The organism is Lactococcus formosensis (genome assembly GCF_018403745.1).
Taxonomy (GTDB): domain Bacteria; phylum Bacillota; class Bacilli; order Lactobacillales; family Streptococcaceae; genus Lactococcus; species Lactococcus formosensis.
Map to the genome: position 1 here is coordinate 41,345 of NZ_BOVP01000003.1, position 14,749 is coordinate 56,093.

At 35.7% G+C, this 14,749-nt stretch carries 14 protein-coding genes; 11 read left to right on the plus strand and 3 right to left on the minus strand.

The genetic code is table 11. The features are described 5' to 3' along the window. Window positions 1–40: 40 nt before the first annotated feature. The 4 genes from KJS37_RS03690 (at window position 41) to KJS37_RS03705 (ending at window position 4,337) form a co-directional block, all read left to right on the plus strand. Window positions 41–1,495: a hypothetical protein gene (locus tag KJS37_RS03690; protein WP_017368547.1), complete on the plus strand. Its 1,455-nt coding sequence runs from the start codon at window positions 41–43 to the stop codon at window positions 1,493–1,495. Between the two features lie 42 nt (window positions 1,496–1,537). Then, complete coding sequence (locus KJS37_RS03695; RefSeq protein ID WP_244851326.1) at window positions 1,538–2,122, plus strand: EAL domain-containing protein; 585 nt, start codon at window positions 1,538–1,540, stop codon at window positions 2,120–2,122. A 523-nt stretch (window positions 2,123–2,645) separates the two neighbouring features. Beyond that, window positions 2,646–3,377 (plus strand): demethylmenaquinone methyltransferase, encoded by a 732-nt coding sequence (locus KJS37_RS03700; RefSeq protein WP_213495946.1) that lies wholly within the window; start codon window positions 2,646–2,648, stop codon window positions 3,375–3,377. A 123-nt stretch (window positions 3,378–3,500) separates the two neighbouring features. Beyond that, window positions 3,501–4,337 carry a VOC family protein gene (locus KJS37_RS03705; protein WP_213495947.1) on the plus strand — a complete coding sequence of 279 codons (837 nt, stop codon included), beginning with the start codon at window positions 3,501–3,503 and terminating at the stop codon, window positions 4,335–4,337. A gap of 49 nt (window positions 4,338–4,386) precedes the next feature. Here KJS37_RS03705 and KJS37_RS03710 read toward each other — a convergent pair whose 3' ends face one another. Next, entirely contained in the window at window positions 4,387–5,367 is a 981-nt protein-coding gene (locus tag KJS37_RS03710; RefSeq protein WP_096369219.1) for an aromatic acid exporter family protein, read from the minus strand. 224 nt (window positions 5,368–5,591) lie between these two features. On the opposite strand from KJS37_RS03710, the gene KJS37_RS03715 reads away from it, so the two are divergent. After that, window positions 5,592–6,122 (plus strand): hypothetical protein, encoded by a 531-nt coding sequence (locus KJS37_RS03715; RefSeq protein WP_213495949.1) that lies wholly within the window; start codon window positions 5,592–5,594, stop codon window positions 6,120–6,122. Between the two features lie 46 nt (window positions 6,123–6,168). Here KJS37_RS03715 and KJS37_RS03720 read toward each other — a convergent pair whose 3' ends face one another. Continuing rightward, complete coding sequence (locus KJS37_RS03720) at window positions 6,169–6,567, minus strand: VOC family protein (RefSeq protein WP_017368553.1); 399 nt, start codon at window positions 6,565–6,567, stop codon at window positions 6,169–6,171. A gap of 185 nt (window positions 6,568–6,752) precedes the next feature. Here KJS37_RS03720 and KJS37_RS03725 point away from each other — a divergent pair, with 185 nt between their 5' ends. Then, a complete protein-coding gene (locus KJS37_RS03725; protein ID WP_003133025.1) occupies window positions 6,753–7,670 on the plus strand; it encodes a magnesium transporter CorA family protein in 918 nt (305 codons plus the stop codon). Window positions 7,671–7,711: 41 nt separating this feature from the next. Beyond that, window positions 7,712–9,403 carry a bifunctional lysylphosphatidylglycerol flippase/synthetase MprF gene (locus KJS37_RS03730; RefSeq protein WP_213495951.1) on the plus strand — a complete coding sequence of 564 codons (1,692 nt, stop codon included), beginning with the start codon at window positions 7,712–7,714 and terminating at the stop codon, window positions 9,401–9,403. Window positions 9,404–9,472: 69 nt separating this feature from the next. On the opposite strand, the gene KJS37_RS03735 is transcribed toward KJS37_RS03730, so the two are convergent. After that, the gene (locus tag KJS37_RS03735; protein ID WP_017368555.1) at window positions 9,473–9,910 is read right to left on the minus strand and encodes a universal stress protein; all 438 of its coding nucleotides are present in this window, start codon (window positions 9,908–9,910) and stop codon (window positions 9,473–9,475) included. 344 nt (window positions 9,911–10,254) lie between these two features. Between KJS37_RS03735 and KJS37_RS03740 the strand changes: the two genes are divergently transcribed. The 4 genes from KJS37_RS03740 (at window position 10,255) to KJS37_RS03755 (ending at window position 14,749) form a co-directional block, all read left to right on the plus strand. Further along, window positions 10,255–12,609 carry a helicase C-terminal domain-containing protein gene (locus KJS37_RS03740; protein ID WP_213495953.1) on the plus strand — a complete coding sequence of 785 codons (2,355 nt, stop codon included), beginning with the start codon at window positions 10,255–10,257 and terminating at the stop codon, window positions 12,607–12,609. A 180-nt stretch (window positions 12,610–12,789) separates the two neighbouring features. After that, window positions 12,790–13,233, plus strand: a complete 444-nt coding sequence (locus KJS37_RS03745; protein WP_213495954.1) for a cell wall elongation regulator TseB-like domain-containing protein — start codon at window positions 12,790–12,792, stop codon at window positions 13,231–13,233. A gap of 3 nt (window positions 13,234–13,236) precedes the next feature. Continuing rightward, window positions 13,237–14,430, plus strand: coding sequence for a pyridoxal phosphate-dependent aminotransferase (locus KJS37_RS03750; RefSeq protein WP_213495955.1), 1,194 nt, complete (start codon window positions 13,237–13,239; stop codon window positions 14,428–14,430). Continuing rightward, window positions 14,420–14,749 carry a GIY-YIG nuclease family protein gene (locus KJS37_RS03755; RefSeq protein WP_096369225.1) on the plus strand — a complete coding sequence of 110 codons (330 nt, stop codon included), beginning with the start codon at window positions 14,420–14,422 and terminating at the stop codon, window positions 14,747–14,749. The genes KJS37_RS03750 and KJS37_RS03755 overlap by 11 nt, the downstream gene beginning before the upstream one ends.

Sequence of the window (14,749 nt, forward strand, 5' to 3'; positions counted from 1 at the left end):
ATTAGCACTATGATATAATAAATTTATTAGGAGAATAGAGATGCTACCAAAGGATATATTATTATTGTTTGTTAATAAAAATGATGTTCGAAAATTAGTGATATTCGAATTACTAATTAAGAATAAATTTATATCATTTTCTAAAGTGAGAGAAGAATTTGATCTATCAGATAGGAATGTAAAAAAAGCGATCACCATGCTAGTAAGTGATATAGAGCAATACGATTCTCAGATGACAATTAAGTATAGCTCACAAATAATGTATTTAGTACATTCAAGAACATTTAGAGAAAACATATTAATATATGAAAAATTAAAAAAAGATTATTTAAAAGGATCAACATTACTTACTTTATTTTATAAAATATTATCAAAAAAAGAATATAAAGTTTATGACCTTTCTATAGATTTAAACTATAGCATTTCTTATTGTTATAAACTTATAAATCAATGTAATATGATATTTCGTTTGCTTAAATTGGATGTTGAATTCATAGTGCAAGAAAACAGTGTCTATGTTGAAGGTCATACTATTGATATTATTCTGTTTCGCTATTATACTTATATATTATCTGGAATCGAAGGAAATTTAGATTCGAAAGATTACAAGTATATTAGCTTAAAAAATAATGATGTTCTTTCAAAAAGTAATAAGTTTAAGATAAACAGCTTTATGTATTTTATTATAGATACAATCAATAAATATCCATTAAGGCAAGCATTAGTAGAAGAACTTTTTTATATAGGGAAGATTGGTAGTAAGTATTCAAACTCTATATGGAAAGTTCAAAGTTTATTTCCTAATTTAGAGATAGAAGGTTTTTGCTTTTTACTTATATTACATATAGCTCCTGAAGTGATATCTCTTAATGAAAAAATATCTATTGCTAAAAATATAAAAGAGAACTATATAGAGAAGCCACTTATTTATAGAGTAATTAAAATTATTGATTGTGCAAATCGGTTAGAACAATATAGTGAAGAACAATATTATCTTATTTTATTTGAGATGGTTGTTAAATTAGAAGCTGTAAGATTCTTTAAGCTTGGGAGGTTTACAACTATATCCCAAATCTATCTTCCAGATAGAAAATATCCTCAATCTATTGTAAAGTTGATTGATACAGAACTTTTAGAGGGGTTTCAAGAAGAAGAAAGAGAATTTGCAAATAGATATGTTCTAAATCTTCTGTTCGATCAATTCCATCAAGAAAATTTAAATTCTGTAAAAATATATATAGAATTCTATATAGAAACAATGTATGTTGATGTAGTAAAAAAATATATAACAGATATCTATAATCAAAATTTTGTGATGTTTACTACTAATATATATGAGGCTGATATAATTATTTCCGATATGATTCATACTGATTTCATATTAACAACACCAGTAGTTTTATTTGGAGATTTATTTGATAAACATGCTTGGAAACTGTTATCTGAATATATCCAAGATGTGTTATTTACCAATAAAGGTACTTATCTAAAATAATTTTATTACATTATCCTTGTTGAATAAAAAGAACGGTATATAATGACACAAGACAACATAGTAGAAATGCTCTGCAATATATGTTTTTTTAGACAAAAAATATTTACTTGGAGTAAATGTGGACAAGAAGAGTATGAATTACTACTTAGAGGGAAGATTAAAGGGAAGTATATATTTCCAGAGCAACTTTTTGAAGAAGTGATGGTAAATCAAGAATTTCACACGTTATACATTCGAAAAATTAGTAAAATTCTACATGAACTATGTGAAAAAGATAATGCTATATACTCGTTAAATATTGATTATCAAGAGTTGTTTTATCCAGAAACAATTGAATTTCTCAAAGCGTTTAAGTATGATGATTTTTTATTAGGGATTAATTCTTTAGGGAGTTTAATTGTTTTAGTACCTTTTATAACTAGAATTAAATTATCAGTATTAGAAATTAAGGACTTCGTTGAATCGGAAAAACTCTTTGACTACTTATTATCTATCGAAGCTATTGTTAAGCAGTTTGAGAAAGAAATTGTTATTGAAGGGATAGAAGATAAAGGTTTGTTACAGAGTTTTCCTAAAGAATGGAAACAACAAAGTTATTATTACAGTCTTCCTCATAAATTTTATTGAAAGACTAGGGTTGATGAGTTATATTAAAAATATAAAATATATATTTAGTGTTAATTATTTTTAGATAGATATCAGTAACAATAATGTTAATGATTTATGTGCAACACAAAAATACAAAGCTTTGTGAAACAAGTAAGTTTATATCCTAAATAAAGAGTCTAATTAGGATTTAGTAATTTATTTTTATATGATAATTGTTTATTTTTCTTTGAGAGAGAATATTGAATATCTAGTATTTATTAAAATAGAAGTCAACAATTTTCTAATATAAGAGATAGATATCGACGAATCCTTTTATTCTAAACAAATATGCTCTCTTTTTTTATAAAAATCTAAAAATCAGATCTTTATAAGATTTTAACGCATTCCACAACCTTAAACAATAAGGCTTAGAGAGCAACTAATGATTAAAGAAACATTTTTTCTATGTTTAATCTTTAAACACGGAAGGGGTGTTTTTTTGATTGCAAATTGAGAGGCAAGAAGCAATAGTGTGAAGGCTAGCTTATGCTATAATGAGTACATGAATAAGGTAAACGAAGAACGTGTACACGAAATATTTAATAATATATCCACTGATTATGACAAAATGAATGCAATCATAAGTTTCAAACAACATGATATATGGCGAGATAAAACCATGAAAAAAATGGGAAATTTATCCGGAATGACCGTTTTGGATTTGTGTTGTGGAACAGGAGATTGGACATTCGACCTTTCAAAAGCTGTGGGCAAGAGTGGTAAGGTTGTGGGCTTAGACTTTTCTGAAAATATGTTGGAAGTTGCTCGAAATAAACTTGACAAAAAGGGCAATACAAATATTGAATTTATTCAAGGAAATGCTATGGCTATTCCTTTTGAAAAGGAAATGTTTGATGCAGTTACGATTGGTTACGGCTTGAGAAATACTCCTGACTATCTCACAGTACTACGAGAAATTTTCCGTGTCTTAAAACCTGGAGGCCAAGTAGTTTGTATTGAAACTTCTCATCCGACTTTTCCCATTTACAAGCAAGCATTTGAACTTTACTTTAAAAAAGTGATGCCTTTTCTGGGGAAAATATTTGCCAAGTCTTTGAAAGAATATCAATGGCTTCAAAAATCTGCAGAGAATTTTCCTGATGCGAAAGCTTTGGCTCTGCTCTTTAGTGAGGCTGGATTTTCTGCTGTAAATTATCAAAAACATGGTGGCGGAGCAATTGCTACACATTTTGGGACAAAAGGCTCCGCTGGGGTAAAAGAAGAATCACAATAACTTTTAAAGCGACAAAAGACTTTGTTTACATTTGTAAACAAAGTCTTTTGCTTTCTGAATTTTAAGTGATATACTAACAACATATAAAGAACGAAGTAAAATTCAAAAGAAATGAGAATAAGTATGTACACCCAACCCTTTAAGATTAAAAATATTACTTTGAAAGCATCTAATCGACAAGTTATGCGCTATTTTTATGAAGAATTATTAGGACTTTATCCTACTGAGGAAACAGAAGATATAATTTCTTACGCGTTTAGGAAAGGAGAAGTTCCTTTTTTGCATCTTGAGTTTGGTGGAATGACACGTACAGAGAAATCGACTGGGCTTTTTCATTATGCTATTCTTTTCCCCGACCGTGCCTCAAAAGCTGGACTTATTGAACGACTCATTAAGGCAAAATATCCGATAGGAGCGGGGGATCATCTCGTAAGTGAGTCTTTCTATCTTAGTGATCCTGAAGGAAATGGAATAGAGCTCTATCATGACCGCGATTCGAAAAATTGGAACTGGGATGATGAGGGGCAGGTAGAAATGGGGACCTTTTCTGTAGATGTTGAGGCTGTTTTAGCAACAAAAAAAGTTGGAGATTTTAGTTATCCGGCAAAAATGAGTATTGGTCATCTTCATTTCACGGGAAATTCTCTCGCACTAGCTGATAAACTTTTTATTGATATGCTTCAGACGGATTTAGTTGCACGAGTAGGTAATACGGCTCATTTTTACTCGCAAAATCATTACCACCATCACTTTGCGACAAATCTCTGGGAAGGGACAAGGTTGAAAAAACGTAACTTGCAGGAAAATGGTATTTTAGCCTGGGAGATTGAAGTTGGGAGAGAATATTATGAAGCAGTTTTGGAAAGAGTAGTGGCAACGGGAAGGACCTATGAAGTTAGAAGTAAGAGCATTATCTTGGAGGATCATGTCGGTGCCCAGCTCGTTATAACTGAGATATAAAAAAATCTTGCTGGCTCATAAGAGGGGCAAGATTTTTTGTGTTCGCCTCTTAGGAAGCATTGTTGGTCTGATTCAGTGCAAAAGTATTTTTTTCTTGAATCAATAATTCAAGCAACTGAAGCACTTGGAAAAGACCAGCACGATTTTCAAACTCTTCACGCGTTTGAGGCAAGTCCATCTGACGATAATGAGAATAGGCGCTCTCTATTTTCTTTAAGAGCTCACTGCCGTCATTATGTGCAGCGTAGGTGAGTGACAGAGTTTCAAAAATATTGGAAATTTCAGCGATATGTGTGCTGTCCACATCTATTTCTTCTAGTTTCATAATAATATCTTTGAGAAGAGTAATTTGGATATGGCGCATATCGAAATAGCGTTGATAAAATGTATTATTTCTTAAAAGATTATTCTCTGATTTTTCAGTGGCGATTTTGCTGCTTGCTTCGATGAGGTCAAGCAGGTTGTCACACTGTGCAACGAGATCTTTTAAATCTTGTTTTTGATTTAAACAAATGACGAGGTGTGCTGAAATATTTTTGAATTCTTTTTCTAAAATATTGAGATTGTTTTCTAATAATCTTTCGTTGCTTGGCATATATATGTTTGCCAAAAGTGCTAAACCAACCCCAATAAACATTAATGAAAACTCATTGCCTACAAGAGGAAAAGTTATTTCTTGGGCTAAGAGGTAGTGGGAAAAAAGTACGGAGTTTACGACGATACCTTCGCTAGTATTGGTGGCGACAGAGATAGGAATAAACAAAAGTAAGAAAATACCAAAAGATAAAGGTGTAAAATTAAATAAGTTTAAAACGATGAAGGCGAGTAAAGTAGCGATGATAAGTCCTAAAACACGCATAAAGCCTAAACGTAAGGTGCTTTTCTGCGTGTTCGTAATGGAGAGAATGGCAATGATTCCTGCACTGGTCGCAGATTCTAAGTGGAAAAATTGTGCAATAATAATAGCTAGTGTTGCACAAATTGCTGTTTTGATTGTTCTTTGCCCTATTTTAATATGGCTGTAATTCACATTTTGTCTCCTTGTGATAGTATATAAGCAGTGAAAGACACATCTCAAAGACATAATGTATTTCGAGAGCTTTCTTAACTAGAGTAATTATACCAAAAAATAGGATAGAAACAGACGCAACGCTTTCAAAATTTTAGCTAAGAAGAGATTATCTTGTGTTTCAGAGCAAATGAGACGAGTGGAATTAAAAAACTGTGTATAATAGAATAAAGGAGAAAAAACAGATGAAAAAGTATATTATTGTAGGGATGTTTTCGTTCTTACTTGGAGCAATAGTTGCCTTAGGGATATCTAATATTACTCAATCACCTGCTACACCGATGGCAAAGGAAAGTTCTAGTTCTTCGACGTCCAAAACAGAGAGGAGCACTACAAATAGCTCCTCTGAAGTTAAAACAACTTCATCTTCAACTTCAACAAGCAGTAGTGAACAGTCTATCTCTTCTCTCTATCATCTTGTCCCGCCTCAAAGTACCTATAAGAACTTAATTGTAGCTAAGACAGCGGAAGCAGAGGCTTATATTCAAACCAATGGTTACAACCTCGTCAGCAAAACGAATAATGATTTGAATGAAAAATCGCTCATTAGTGAACCTTCAACAGAGTTGCCGAATCCAGTTGACATCTCCGGTAAAGAAAGCTATCTTTACTTTTGGGCAAATGATGTACAAGCAAACGAGCTTGGCGCTGTTCGAATGGATAATAAAGTTGTATTCTTTAAAGCTACAGATGATTACTTAAGTCGTTTGAATTAAAAAAGACAGGAATAAAAACCTGTCTTTTTGTAGAAAGAGAATTGATTTACATAGCCATCCAGACGGGCTCTAAGCAGTTCCCATCTGGATCTTGGACTTCCAGGCCATACATGACGTCCTCAGGAATGCCATTTTCCAAATGAAGAGATTGTCCGCCATTTTCATTGGCGAGCTTGCCAAATTCTTTAACGGCATCTGCACTAGGAAGAGTAAATGCAGCAAGGGCACCACTAACTTTATGCGTATCAGCAATTGTTTTATCACCAATAAATGTTTGGTAGCGCTCATGCGAAAGCAGCATGATATAGAAATTTTCATCCCAAACCATACAACTTACCAAATCATCAGAAAAATCGGGATTTTTCTTGAAGCCAATTTTTTCATAAAAGGCTGTAGAGACTTGGATATCAGTAACGGGGAAGTTGACGAAAACCATTGTCGACATATGAAATCCTCCTTAAAATATATTTTATGTCAGAACATTCTTAACTTTAAGCTAATTGTAGCATAAATCATATTTTTCATGGCTTGATTGGTTTGGAAAATGCTTTCAAAAAAGTAAGGTGAAAATCAGAGGGTAAAACAGCGTTTGAGACGTTTATTTAAGAGATTTTCTGTTAAAATATAATTATGATTAAAAACTACGAATTGTCAGCTGAACATCGGCTAGTCTCTACGGCAGAGATGAGGAATTTCACATATGTACTCAATCCGACACGCGAAGAAATTGGTAGTGTCTCGGAGTACTTTCAACTGCCCTTTGACTACCTTAGCGGCATTCTCGATGATTATGAAAATGCCCGTTTTGAAACGGATGATATCGATAATAATCTGATACTTTTACAATATCCAGCCTCATCAAGTTATGGCGAGGTGGGCACATTTCCTTATTCTTTGATTTGGACAAAAAATGAAGCTGTTATTTTGGCTCTGAATCACGACATTAAGGGAGAACATATATTTGGTAGAGAATATAGCTCTACGCGCTATAAGCATGAAATCATTTATCAGGTGATGTACCAAATGACACATGACTTCCATGATTATTTAAGAGAGTTCCGTCTCCGTCGTCGTCGTCTTGAAGTGGGAATTAAGAACTCAACAAAAAATGATCAAATCGTTGATATGATTGGTATTCAAGCCAGCCTGATTTATTTTGAAGATGCTTTGAACAATAATCTCGAAGTGTTGAAGAAATTTATTGATTATCTGCGTGAAGAAGATGAAGATGGCTTTGCTGATAAGATTTATGATATTTATATTGAAACAGATCAGGCCTACACAGAAACACGTATTCAGCTTAAACTTTTACAAAATCTACGTGATTTGTTCTCAAATATTGTGTCCAATAACCTGAATATTGTCATGAAGATTATGACTTCAGCAACCTTTGTTCTGGGGATTCCAGGCGTTGTTGTCGGCTTTTACGGGATGAATGTCCCCATACCTGGGCAGGAAATTAGTTGGGTCATGTGGGCCATACTGGGTTTAACGCTTATATTTTGTGGCATTGTCGTTTGGGCTTTACGCAAAAAGGACATGTTGTGATTATTTAATAATCACAAGTTATCAAAAAGGAACATTTATTCATGTATAGATTACGTATTTTTGCGCAAAATTTAGCAATCTTCCTGTCCGTAGTGATTGATATTGGAGCAATTTTAGCTTTTTATTTGCATCGCTCACCTGTTTTGAGAGAGTATTTTCCTTCCTATAGTTTCATGCCGCATTATATTTTAGGCTTTGCTTTAGGACTTTTGGGGCTTTTGGTCTCTCTCAATCTCTACCGGCGGGTAAGATCAGCTTGGATTATTACGATTGTTGTTCAATTTGTTATTTTACGGTTGAACTTTATTTCTACTCAGAGATTTTTTAGTATTGGTTCACTCCTTTCGCTCATCATTCTGGTTATTCTTGGATTAACTTATCGTGATTTTAGCCGAACAATAGACCGTAATTATGCAAAAAAAGCAGTGTTTCTCGGTTTTATTCCACTTATTTTGGCATTCTTTAATACCTTATTGAGTTTAAGTTTTTTGAAACGCGATTATTTAGGAAATCCAGATGTTTATTCTATCTTTAAACAATCCTTACATTTTCTTTTTACGATGGATATTCGACAAGCACACTTCAATTCTCATGTGCATGGCTTTTATATGGTGGGGCTTATTATCATCACTTGGATTTGTGTGATGTTGGCGCTATATTATATCTTAAAGCCATTGGTTTATTACCCGATATTAAGTGGTCGTGAAAAAGAAAAAGCAATCGCCCTTGTTGAAAAATATGGTCAAAATCCAATGGCCTATATGACTATTGATGGTCAGAAATCTTATTTCTTCAGTGTTACGGTTGAGGGGATGTTGGCGTACACTGTTGTAAACAATGTGCTCGTTGGTTGTGGAGATATCGTTTGTGCCCCTAAAGATGCTGCACGTTTTATGGGAGAACTGGTGCACTTTTCTCGCCGTAATGGGTGGAAGATTTTGTTTATGGATATTACAGAAACGATGCGCTCTGCCTATGAGTCTTATGGTTTTTCAATGATTAAGATTGGTGAGGATGCTTGTTTGCATCTAGAAGACTTTAGTCTTAAAGGGAAGAAAACAGCAAAAGTTCGTGCCAACATCAATCACGCACATCGTTTAGGCATTACTGTTGAAGAATACAAACCAACTGAAAAGCGAGATATAAAAATTGAAAATGAACTTCAAGAAATCTCAGACGAATGGTTTGGCTCTAAAGGCCCTGAACTTGGCTTCATGTTGGGAGGGTTAGCTTTAGAAAATCCTCTCGGACGCCGTTACTTTTACAGTCGTGATGCAGCAGGGAAAATGTTGGCTTTCGTAATTTTCGTTCCTTATGCTGAAGGCGAGGAAAGAGGTTATATGGCTGATGTTACGCGCCGCCGTGCGCAAGTGCCTAATGGCTCTATGGAAGTGTGCCTTCTTCAAGCCTTTGAAACAATGCGCGAGGAGGGAGTGACTTGGGGTAATCTCGGCCTCTGCCCCTTGGCAAATATTCAAGACGACGAGGACAGTAGCAAAGTTACAACACAGCTCTTCCAGTTTATTTATGAAAATATGAATGGCGTATATGGCTTCAAAGGGCTTTATCAAGCCAAGAAAAAATGGAATCCAAGTGATTGGCAAGCGCGTTATATTGCTTATGCGCCCAAACCTTTCAGTTTCAGCTATGCATACGCTATGTTGAAGGCTCAAAATCCTGAAGGGATAAACAAACTAATCCTTGAGAAACTCCGGACAAAGATTGAAAAATAAAAGCACCGCAAAAGCTGCGGTGCTTTTTCTTAATAAAAAACCTCTCAACGAGAGGACGAACGATAACAATTATTTACGGACGACAAGAGTATCACATGGTGCATTTTTAATGATATAGTCAGCAACAGAACCGATAAATATACGTTCAATGTAGCTCAAACCAGTTGCACCAAGAACGATAAGGTCAATATTTTCTTCTTTTGGAAGTGTTTGTCCCAACATAACTTTTGGTGAGCCGAATTCGACACGAGTAGTTACTGTTTTTACACCAGCGTTTTTTGCTTCATTTGCAAAGTCATTAATGAGGTTTTCAGCACCTTTATGTGTGTCATCAGCTACAACAGAATCATAAGCAGAGATGGACTGAAATGCACGTAAATCAATGACGTTAGCGATGACTAATTCGGCATCGTTACGAAGGGCAGTGGCAACAGCTTTATCAAAGGCCTTTGTTGATTCTACAGAACCGTCAAGACCAACGAGGATTTTTTTGTAATTATCGAGCATAGTGGGACTCCTTTTCTTTTTTTTACTATACTCTAATTTTACTCTAATTTGAAGCATTTGTAAAAGAAAAACTATTTTTAAGGTCTAAATACACTGTCAGATGCTCATGACCGGATAGACGATGATGATGACGAGGGAGAGGGAGAGGGAGATATAAATAGTAGTTTTAATGAAAAATTATCTTTTGATGTAGCAGACAGTCTTGAAAAGCTAATGGATGACGAGAAGAACAACTATGTGCTGTCCTCATTGCGTCTAATTTGATATAATTATAAAGATCTATTTTTAAACGGCCGAGTAAAGCAAAGCCTTATAAAAATAAATAGAAGTTGAAAGGTAAAAAAATGACTCGATATGCTGTGGTAGATTTAGAAGCCACCGATGCGCACAGCTCGCAGAATAAAATTATCCAAATTGGTATTGCGCTAGTCGAGGGTGGAGAAGTGGTAGACACTTATACGACAGATGTCAATCCACATGAGTCACTTTTGCCGAGGATTGCTAACCTTACGGGCTTGTCAGACCGCCGCTTGTCAAAGGCGCCAGACTTTTCAGAAGTCGCAGAAGAAGTGCGTCAAAAATTGGAAGGTACAGTTTTTGTGGCTCACAATGCGCGTTTTGATTATTCTTTATTAATGAAAAGTCTCTTTCCTTTAGGATTGGACTTGGAGTTACCACGTGTAGATACAGTTGAACTTGCGCGTGTTATTTTTCCTACTTTTGAAAAATACGGAATGGAAGCTCTGAGTGAGCGATTGCACTTGCAACACGACCAACCTCATGCAGCTTTATCAGATGCTTTAGCTACAGCGGAATTACTGCTTAAGATGCAAGAGAGGATCCGTAAACTCCCTCGTGCCGTTTTGGAGGAACTCATTCGCCATTCGGACAGTTTGCTCTATGAAACAAAAGAGTTCTTAAAAGAGCAGCTGCCCTATACCTCCCTCAAGGTTAATCAGCTTTATGTGGTTCACAATATTGCAACACGTAGAGAAAAAGTTAAAGATAACAGACAGCCTCTTGCCAATTCTTTTGCTAAAAATATCTCTCGTTTAGGTCTTAAAGTCCGGAAAAATCAAGAAAAGATTGCTGAGAAAATCAAAGAAGAACTGGCACAAAGTCGTCCTTCTTTCATTGAAGCACCCACTGGCATCGGTAAGACATATGCTTATCTCCTCCCCTTACTTGCAGAAGGACGGGAAATTGTTGTGTCAACGCCGACAAAAGTTCTACAAAATCAGATGATTCATGGTGTGGCACCAATTCTTAAAGAAAAATTTGGTGTGAATTTCTCCAAGATTTTAGGTACGAAGAATTATATTTCATTGGAAAAATTTTCGCGGCTTTTACTTGCAAATACGGAGGGCAAAAATTTCGAAATTTTTAAGATGAAAATTTTGGTTTGGTTGACGGAGACACTTACAGGGGAGCTAGATGAGCTCTCAAAAGTGATGACCAACGAGGAGTATTTTGCTCAGATTGCACATGATGGATATGTTAACACTAAACAGTTGCATTATGAACAGGACTTCTGGCTGAAAGCACAACGCAGGTCTGAAATTTCGCAAGTCAAAGTTGTCAATCATGCTTACCTGATTGAACGTCTTGCAGATTATCCTGAGACTTTCTTGCAGAATCGGGTATTAGTTGTGGATGAAGCACAGCAACTTTTCACTACACTGGAAAGAGCCAATCAGAAATCAGTCAAAATCTCGGAACAATTGGAAACCGTAGATACAGAAAATTCGCATTTAAATAAACGTCTTGTAGAAAGTTTGACTTTCCAGCTCAAAAATAAAAAGCTGGACAGTGAGAAAATTGCTCTTGATGCGAGAGAACTCGGCTTAAAAGAATTGGCTGATATTTTTGAACATCCTGAGCAGAACTTTATTTGGCGTGATGGGGATATTGTTCACGCTTCAAGTACAGACTTTTATAACTTTGAAAAGCTAGTGCCTTCAGAAACTAAAATATATATGTTGGGGGCAACCTTATCTCTGACGGAAGATAAGCCCATTTTCCCAGAGCTTTTGGGCTTTAAGGATTATCGTTTCTTCAAATTTGACAGTCATCCCGCTGAAAACCAAGAAATATTTATCGTGTCTGATGGGCCGCATATCAAAAATACAGGTGTTATGGCTTACGCGCATTATGTTGCGGATAGAGTTTCTGAGGTCGCTGAGCTGGGTGCTCAAGTTGTCGTTCTCTTTACGGCAAAAGTGTCCTTAACTTTTGTAGCAGAACAACTGTCCGCTGAAGGTTGGGATGTATTGGCTCAAGATATTAATGGGACCGCTGCACAAATCAAGAAAAAATTTGATAAAGGAGAAGGGCAGATCCTTCTAGGATTAGCTTCCTTCTGGGAAGGTGTGGATTTTGAGAAGCAAGATCATCTTGTTTTGATGATTCCCCGTCTGCCCTTTGCTACGCCGGATGATATTTTAACGAAAAAGTATGCAAAACGTTTTAATAATCCTTTTTACGATTTCAATGTTCCTATGGCAACTTTGAAATTGCAACAAGCTCTTGGGCGCGTCAACCGCCGTCATAATCAGTATTCTAAAGTTGTGATTCTTGATAATCGATTGGCAGGGAAGTCATACGCAAAAAGAATGCGTAAAAATCTCGCACAATCTGCGCCGCTTAAAACACTTGAAAATAGTGAATTAGTGGAAAAAATTCTTGAATTCTTGATGTAAAGTGATACCTGATACAGATAAGTCCAAGAAGAAGTTAAGAAAAGGCACCGAAATTCTTCAGTGACAAGACTTGGAAATTATGGATTTAACTTTTTCCGGCAGAAGACCTTTGTAGAGAAGCAATTTCGTTGCTTTTTTGCTATAATTAAATAGATTATCTAAAGGACAGAAAGGTAGGCTATGAGAAGAAGACGAATGACTCTGCATACACAGATTATTATCGGTATTTTAACGGTAATTCTGGCAGGTTTTATTGCGATAAGCCTCTTTATCTGGAGAGCAATCCGCCCTTATAATACAGCAAGAAGCGCTGCAATTGCTATAGCAAAGGATAAAACTGAGCTGAAAACTCCAACAGCTTTTGACATTGCAACTACAGATAGCACAGATTATTCTTTACTTGGCAAAACTGAGAAAGGCAAAGAGATAGGTGTTTTAATCCCTGAAAAAGGGGGAAATTTAACAGTTATTGACATGGCAACAGGTGTTAAGCCCGAAACGCTTCAGGCGGATACTACGACATCGATTGTCTTGGCCCTTTATAAAAATCAGCCAGTATGGCAAGTAAATAGTCGTGAAGGTTTTAAACTTTATGATTTCAAGACGGGTAAGGAGCTGTTGTAATTTATGAAAAAACTATCTGATTTTGTTTTAAATATTGAAGAGTCTGTGACTCTAGCTGCTGCTAAGCGTGCTAAAGATCTTGCAAGCCAAGGAAAAAACATTATTGACTTAACTTTAGGGCAGCCAGATTTTTCCACCCCAGAATTAATCGGTGAAGCAGCTATTGATTCTATTCATTCAGGCAAGGCAAGTTTCTATACACAAGCTTCTGGCTTACCTGAGTTGAAAAGCGCTGTGCGTAATTATTGGGATAAATATTATGGTTATGCCATTGAAGATAAGGAGATTTTAGTTACCACGGGTGCTAAATTTGCGCTTTATGCCTTCTTCCAAAGTGTTTTAGATAAAGGTGATGAAGTCATCATCCCAGCTCCGTATTGGGTGAGTTATGTGGATCAAGTCAAAATGTCAGGAGGCCAACCTGTTGTCGTCTCGACTTTGCAAGAAAATGATTTTAAAATCACAGTTGAGCAACTCGAGGCAGTAAAAACCGAAAAGACGAAGGTGCTTTTATTAAATAGTCCATCCAATCCAACAGGAATGATTTATTCAAAAGAAGAATTACTGGCTCTGGGAAATTGGGCTGTAGCTAACGATCTTTTAATCTTAGCAGACGATATTTATCACCGATTAGTTTATAATCAAAGCGAATTTACAGCTATTTCATCCTTATCAGAAGCGATTCGTCAACGCACAATTGTCATTAATGGTGTCTCGAAGACCTTTGCAATGACCGGGTGGCGTATTGGACTTGCAGTAGGGGACAGTGAAATTATTGCAGCAATGACAAAGATTGCAGGTCAAACAACCTCAAACCCAAGTACAGTTGCTCAATATGCAGCCATCGAAGCTTTTAATTCTGATGAAACGGCAGTTGAAAAAATGCGTATAGCTTTTGAAGCACGGCTAAACTTGATACACCCTATGATTAATCAAATTCCTGGCTTTGAGGCGATTAAGCCTAATGGTGCTTTCTATCTCTTCCCTAAAGTTGAGAAAGCCATGGCACTGAAAGGGTATGACAACGTTACGGATTTTGCGACAGCGATTCTTGAAGAAACTGGTGTGGCTCTTGTGACAGGTGAAGGATTTGGATCACCTGTGCATGTAAGATTGAGTTATGCTACTGACCTTGAAAGTTTAACAGAAGCTGTGCAACGGCTTAAAGACTGGATGGAACAGACAAATGATAGATAAAAAAGAAGCGAAATCAGCTTACAAGCTTCAAGAAAAGCTTGGGGCTGTTGTAGCTTATAAAAATATTTCAAAAAACAAGTTTTATCTTGATATAGCGCCAGATTTACCTGGCTTAAAAAATCGCTTTGAGTTTTCCCAAAAAACAGGTATTGGTGTTCCACTAGCTATTGACAAAGATTGGAAATCGGATGACTTTGAACTTCTAGTGCTTGAGGAGCTCAAGAAAGATGAATTACAGACACCGCAAGCTTTTAAAGAAGATTTGAAAACTTTGAGGGAAATCTGGTTAGAGAAATTTGCAGACAAAGATTTATATTAA